The sequence below is a fragment of the Pseudomonas sp. SDO55104_S430 genome, from assembly GCF_054070595.1.
Genome location: NZ_JBSVXG010000300.1, coordinates 1 through 5795, shown reverse-complemented (window position 1 = coordinate 5795; position 5795 = coordinate 1). Strand labels below are relative to the sequence as shown.

Below are 5795 nucleotides of genomic sequence, written 5' to 3'. Positions count from 1 at the left end.
AGCGATCGACCTGAATGACATCGGTGTCAGGAATATCGCGGACGCAGCCTCGCGGTGCTCGTCAGCTGCTACAGGGGTTTCGTTCAGATATCGAGGGTCAGTCCGTTCGCCGGCAACGGCAGCGCCGTCTTGTAGCGCACCTGCTTGAGCGCGAAGCTGGAACGGATATTCGCCACCCCCGGCACCTTGGTCAGAAAGTCCATCATGAAGCGCTCCAGCGACTGGATACTCGGCACCAATACCCGAATCAGATAGTCGGGATCACCGGCCATCAGGTAGCACTCCATCACCTCCGGGCGATCGGAAATCGCCTCCTCGAAATGCTGCAGCGCCCTCTCCACCTGCTTTTCCAGGCTGACATGGATGAACACGTTCACATGCAGCCCCAGCATGTCGGCGTCCAGCAGCGTCACCTGCTCGCGAATCACCCCCAGTTCTTCCATCGCCTTGACCCGGTTGAAACACGGTGTCGGCGACAGGTTCACCGAACGCGCAAGGTCAGCGTTGGTGATGCGCGCATTCTCCTGAAGGCTGTTGAGAATGCCTATATCGGTACGGTCAAGTTTGCGCATGAGACAAAAACACCTGTTTTTTATTCGTGTGCAGATTTTTTATCTGCAAATAGTCTTTAGCGCAACGAAACAGAGAGAAATATTCTCCTTGGCCGGGCCTATGATTGTTGTAGGACAAGATTTCTTCCATCGAACGAAATCTGTCAGCTCACTACAAGAAATTCACAAGATCGAGCGTAGAAGCCATGACCCAAGCGTATGAACCGCTGCGCCTGCACGTCCCTGAACCCTCGGGCCGCCCGGGCTGTAAAACCGACTTCTCCTACCTGCACCTGACCGATGCCGGCACCGTGCGCAAGCCACCTGTCGACGTAGAACCCTCGGACACCGCTGACCTGGCCCGTGGCCTGATTCGCGTGCTCGATGATCAGGGCAATGCCCTGGGACCGTGGGCCGAAAACGTGCCGGTGGAGATCCTGCGTAAAGGCATGCGCGCCATGCTCAAGACGCGGATCTACGACAACCGCATGGTGGTCGCCCAGCGCCAGAAGAAAATGTCCTTCTACATGCAGAGCCTCGGCGAAGAAGCCATCGGCAGCGCCCAAGCGCTGGCACTGAACATCGATGACATGTGCTTCCCGACCTACCGCCAGCAAAGCATCCTGATGGCTCGTGACGTACCGCTGGTGGATCTGATCTGCCAGTTGCTGTCCAACGAGAAGGACCCGCTCAAAGGCCGCCAGCTGCCGATCATGTATTCGGTCAAAGATGCCGGCTTCTTCACCATTTCCGGCAACCTCGCCACCCAATTCGTCCAGGGCGTCGGTTGGGCCATGGCCTCGGCGATCAAGGGCGACACGAAAATCGCTTCGGCCTGGATCGGCGACGGCGCCACCGCCGAGTCCGACTTCCACACGGCCCTGACCTTCGCCCACGTGTACCGCGCGCCGGTGATCCTCAACGTGGTGAACAACCAGTGGGCGATCTCCACTTTCCAGGCGATTGCCGGTGGTGAAGCCACCACCTTCGCCGGTCGTGGCGTCGGTTGCGGCATCGCCTCGCTGCGGGTCGACGGCAACGATTTCTACGCGGTCTACGCCGCTTCCGCCTGGGCCGCCGAACGCGCCCGGCGCAACCTCGGCCCGACCATGATCGAATGGGTCACCTACCGCGCCGGCCCGCACTCGACCTCCGACGATCCGTCCAAATACCGTCCCGCCGACGACTGGAGCCACTTCCCGCTGGGTGACCCGATTGCGCGTCTCAAGCAGCACCTGATCAAGGTTGGCCACTGGTCCGAAGAGGAACACGCCGCCGTCAGCGCCGAGCTTGAAGCCGAAGTGATCGCCGCGCAGAAGCAGGCCGAGCAGTTCGGCACCCTCGCCGGCGGCCAGATTCCAAGCGCCGCGACCATGTTCGAAGACGTCTATAAAGAGATGCCGGAGCACTTGAAGCGCCAGCGTCAGCAGTTGGGGATCTGACATGAACGATCACAACAACAATATTCAGCTGGATACCGCCATGACCACGACCACCATGACCATGATCCAGGCCCTGCGCTCGGCCATGGACGTGATGCTTGAGCGCGACAACAATGTGGTGGTGTTCGGCCAGGACGTCGGTTACTTCGGCGGCGTGTTCCGTTGCACCGAAGGCCTGCAGAACAAGTACGGCACCTCGCGGGTGTTCGACGCGCCGATCTCCGAGAGCGGCATCGTCGGCGTCGCCGTGGGCATGGGTGCCTACGGCCTGCGTCCGGTCGCCGAAATCCAGTTCGCCGACTACGTCTACCCGGCTTCCGACCAGATCATCTCCGAAGCCGCGCGTCTGCGTTATCGCTCGGCTGGCGAGTTCACCGCGCCGATGACCCTGCGCATGCCTTGCGGCGGCGGCATCTACGGCGGCCAGACTCACAGCCAGAGCATCGAGGCGATGTTCACCCAGGTTTGCGGCCTGCGTACTGTCATGCCGTCCAACCCCTACGACGCCAAGGGCCTGCTGATCGCCTCCATCGAAAACGATGATCCGGTGATCTTCCTCGAGCCAAAGCGCCTCTATAACGGCCCGTTCGACGGCCACCACGACCGCCCGGTAACCCCGTGGTCGAAACACCCGGCAGCGCAGGTTCCGGACGGTTACTACACCGTGCCGCTGGACGTCGCCGCCATCACCCGCCCGGGCAAGGATGTGACCATCCTGACCTACGGCACCACCGTCTATGTGTCGCAAGTGGCCGCTGAAGAAAGCGGTGTCGACGCTGAGGTCATCGACCTGCGCAGCTTGTGGCCGCTGGACCTGGAAACCATCACCAAGTCGGTGAAGAAAACCGGCCGTTGCGTGATCGTCCACGAAGCGACCCGCACCTGCGGTTTCGGCGCCGAACTGGCCGCATTGGTGCAAGAGCACTGCTTCCATCACCTGGAAGCGCCGATCGAACGCGTCACCGGTTGGGACACCCCCTACCCGCACGCGCAAGAGTGGGCGTATTTCCCCGGTCCGTCCCGAGTGGGCGCGGCTTTGAAACGGGTCATGGAGGTCTGAATGGGCACGCACGTTATTAAAATGCCGGACATTGGTGAAGGCATTGCAGAAGTTGAACTGTCGGTATGGCACGTCAAGGTTGGCGACATGGTCGTCGAAGATCAGGTGCTGGCCGACGTCATGACCGACAAGGCGATGGTGGACATTCCATCGCCGGTGCATGGCAAGGTGATTGCCCTCGGCGGTCAGCCGGGTGAAGTGATGGCGGTCGGCAGCGTGCTGATCAGCATCGAAGTGGAAGGTGCGGGCAACGTCAAGGAGTCCGCACAACAGGCGGCGCCTGCCGCTGCCGTTAAGGAAGCGCCAGTGGCCGCGCCCAAGGTAGATGCGGTCGTCGAAAGCAAACCCGCTCCGGTGGCTGCCCCGCGTCCGACTCCGGTTTGCCAGGCTCCGATGGTCGCGCGCACAGCTGATGAGCGTCCGCTGGCCTCCCCGGCCGTGCGCAAACATGCGCTGGACCTTGGTATTCAATTGCGTCTCGTGCGCGGATCCGGCCCGGCCGGTCGCGTACTGCATGAAGACCTCGATGCCTATCTGGCGCAGGGCCAGTCCAATGCTTCGTCCGTGAGCAGCGCCTATGTGCAGCGCAACGATGAAGAGCAGATTCAGGTCATCGGCATGCGCCGCAAGATTGCCCAGCGCATGCAGGAAGCCACCCAGCGCGCCGCGCACTTCAGCTATGTCGAGGAAATCGACGTCACCGCTGTCGAAGAATTGCGTGCGCACCTGAACGAAAAACACGGCGCGACCCGCGGCAAGCTGACCCTGCTGCCGTTCCTGGTCCGCGCTCTGGTCGTCGCCCTGCGCGATTTCCCGCAGATCAACGCCCGCTACGACGACGAAGCCCAGGTGATCACCCGTCTCGGCGCGGTGCATGTGGGCATCGCCACCCAGGCCGATATCGGCCTGATGGTGCCGGTGGTGCGTCACGCCGAAGCGCGCAGCCTGTGGGACAGCGCTGCGGAGATTTCCCGCCTGGCTACCGCCGCGCGAAACGGCAAGGCCAGCCGCGATGAGCTGTCCGGCTCGTCCATTACCCTGACCAGCCTCGGCGCGTTGGGCGGCATCGTCAGCACCCCGGTGCTGAACCTGCCGGAAGTGGCGATTGTGGGGGTGAACAAGATCGTCGAACGGCCGATGGTGATCAAAGGCCAGGTGGTGATCCGCAAGATGATGAACCTCTCCAGCTCGTTCGATCACCGCGTGGTCGACGGCATGGACGCGGCACTCTTCATCCAGGCCGTGCGTGGCCTGCTCGAACAACCCGCCACTTTGTTTGTGGACTGATTTCCGGTGGAGAGCTGCATGCAAACTTTGAACACCACACTGCTGATCATCGGCGGCGGCCCTGGCGGTTATGTGACGGCGATCCGTGCCGGCCAGCTGGGCATCCCGACCATTCTGGTCGAGGGCGAATCACTGGGCGGTACTTGCTTGAACATCGGCTGCATTCCGTCCAAGGCGCTGATTCATGTCGCCGAGCAATTCCATCAGACCCGCCACCACAACCAGCATTCGGCGCTGGGCATCAACGTGTCCGCGCCGACTCTGGACATCGGCAAGAGCGTCGAGTGGAAGGACGGCATCGTCGATCGCCTGACCACCGGAGTCGCCGCGCTGCTGAAAAAGAACAAGGTCCAGGTGATTCAGGGCTGGGCCAAGGTGGTCGACGGCAAAACCGTTGATGTGGGCGATACCCGCATCCAGTGCGAGCACCTGGTGCTGGCCACCGGCTCGAAAAGCGTGAACCTGCCGATGCTGCCGATTGGCGGGCCGGTCATCTCCTCCACCGAAGCCCTGACGCCGACTGCCGTGCCCAAGCGTCTGATCGTGGTAGGCGGTGGTTACATCGGCCTGGAACTGGGGATTGCCTATCGCAAGCTCGGTGCCGACGTCAGCGTGGTCGAAGCCCAAGAGCGCATCCTGCCGGCCTACGACGCCGAACTGACCCATCCGGTGCAGGAAGAATTGCGCAAGCTTGGCGTAAAGCTTTACTTGAAGCACAGCGTCCAAGGCTTTGATTCAACTGAAAATACTCTGCAGGTTCTGGACCAGCAAGGCGTCACCTTGAATCTGGAAACCGATCAGGTGCTGGTGGCCGTGGGCCGCAAGCCGAACACCCAGGGCTGGAACCTCGAAGCGCTGAACCTGGAGATGAACGGTGCGTCGATCAAGGTCGACAACCGTTGCCAGACCAGCATGCGCAACGTTTATGCCATCGGTGATCTGAGCGGCGAACCGATGCTCGCCCACCGGGCCATGGCCCAGGGCGAAATGGTGGCCGAGCTGATCAGCGGCAAATCCCGCGAGTTCAACCCCACCGCCATCGCCGCCGTGTGCTTCACCGATCCGGAACTGGTGGTAGTCGGCATGACGCCGGACGAGGCCAATGCCGCGGGTCTGGACTGCATCGTCGCCAGCTTCCCGTTCGCCGTCAATGGCCGGGCCATGACGCTGGAGTCCAAAAGCGGCTTCGTGCGCGTGGTCGCCCGTCGCGACAATCATGTGATCGTCGGCTGGCAGGCGGTGGGTGCCGCCGTCTCGGAACTGTCCACCGCGTTCGCGCAAAGCCTGGAAATGGGCGCGCGCCTGGAAGACATCGGCGGCACCATCCACGCCCACCCGACACTGGGCGAGGCGGTGCAGGAAGCGGCGTTGCGGGCCCTCGGCCACGCGTTGCACATCTGAACCGCAGCGCGGCAATCGCGAGCAGGCTCGCTCCCACATTTGCAATGCACTGCC

General features: G+C 62.2%; 5 protein-coding genes. 4 read left to right on the top strand and 1 reads right to left on the bottom strand.

Features of this window, described 5'->3' with window-relative positions; translation table 11 throughout:
* Positions 1 to 83: 83 nt before the first annotated feature.
* Entirely contained in the window at positions 84 to 572 is a 489-nt protein-coding gene (gene bkdR / locus ACW9JE_RS28075) for a Bkd operon transcriptional regulator BkdR (RefSeq protein ID WP_175377262.1), read from the bottom strand.
* 185 nt (positions 573 to 757) lie between these two features.
* Between bkdR and ACW9JE_RS28070 the strand changes: the two genes are divergently transcribed.
* From ACW9JE_RS28070 to lpdA, 4 genes are read left to right on the top strand one after another with little or no spacing between them, the layout of a single operon-like run.
* Positions 758 to 1993 (top strand): thiamine pyrophosphate-dependent enzyme, encoded by a 1236-nt coding sequence (locus ACW9JE_RS28070; protein ID WP_457434610.1) that lies wholly within the window; start codon positions 758 to 760, stop codon positions 1991 to 1993.
* A 1-nt stretch (position 1994) separates the two neighbouring features.
* On the top strand, positions 1995 to 3053 hold the full coding sequence (locus ACW9JE_RS28065; protein WP_224535305.1) for an alpha-ketoacid dehydrogenase subunit beta: 1059 nt from the start codon (positions 1995 to 1997) through the stop codon (positions 3051 to 3053).
* Positions 3054 to 4340: a dihydrolipoamide acetyltransferase family protein gene (locus tag ACW9JE_RS28060; RefSeq protein WP_457434609.1), complete on the top strand. Its 1287-nt coding sequence runs from the start codon at positions 3054 to 3056 to the stop codon at positions 4338 to 4340.
* A gap of 18 nt (positions 4341 to 4358) precedes the next feature.
* On the top strand, positions 4359 to 5741 hold the full coding sequence (lpdA, locus tag ACW9JE_RS28055; RefSeq protein ID WP_457434608.1) for a dihydrolipoyl dehydrogenase: 1383 nt from the start codon (positions 4359 to 4361) through the stop codon (positions 5739 to 5741).
* The last annotated feature ends 54 nt before the right edge of the window (positions 5742 to 5795 follow it).

Excerpts from the sequence above, each read along its gene's own strand:
- bkdR (WP_175377262.1), bottom strand. The coding sequence starts at position 572 with ATGCGCAAACTTGACCGTACCGATATAGGCATTCTCAACAGCCTTCAG.
- ACW9JE_RS28065 (WP_224535305.1), top strand. The coding sequence starts at position 1,995 with ATGAACGATCACAACAACAATATTCAGCTGGATACCGCCATGACCACG.
- ACW9JE_RS28070 (WP_457434610.1), top strand. The coding sequence starts at position 758 with ATGACCCAAGCGTATGAACCGCTGCGCCTGCACGTCCCTGAACCCTCG.
- ACW9JE_RS28060 (WP_457434609.1), top strand. The coding sequence starts at position 3,054 with ATGGGCACGCACGTTATTAAAATGCCGGACATTGGTGAAGGCATTGCA.
- lpdA (WP_457434608.1), top strand. The coding sequence starts at position 4,359 with ATGCAAACTTTGAACACCACACTGCTGATCATCGGCGGCGGCCCTGGC.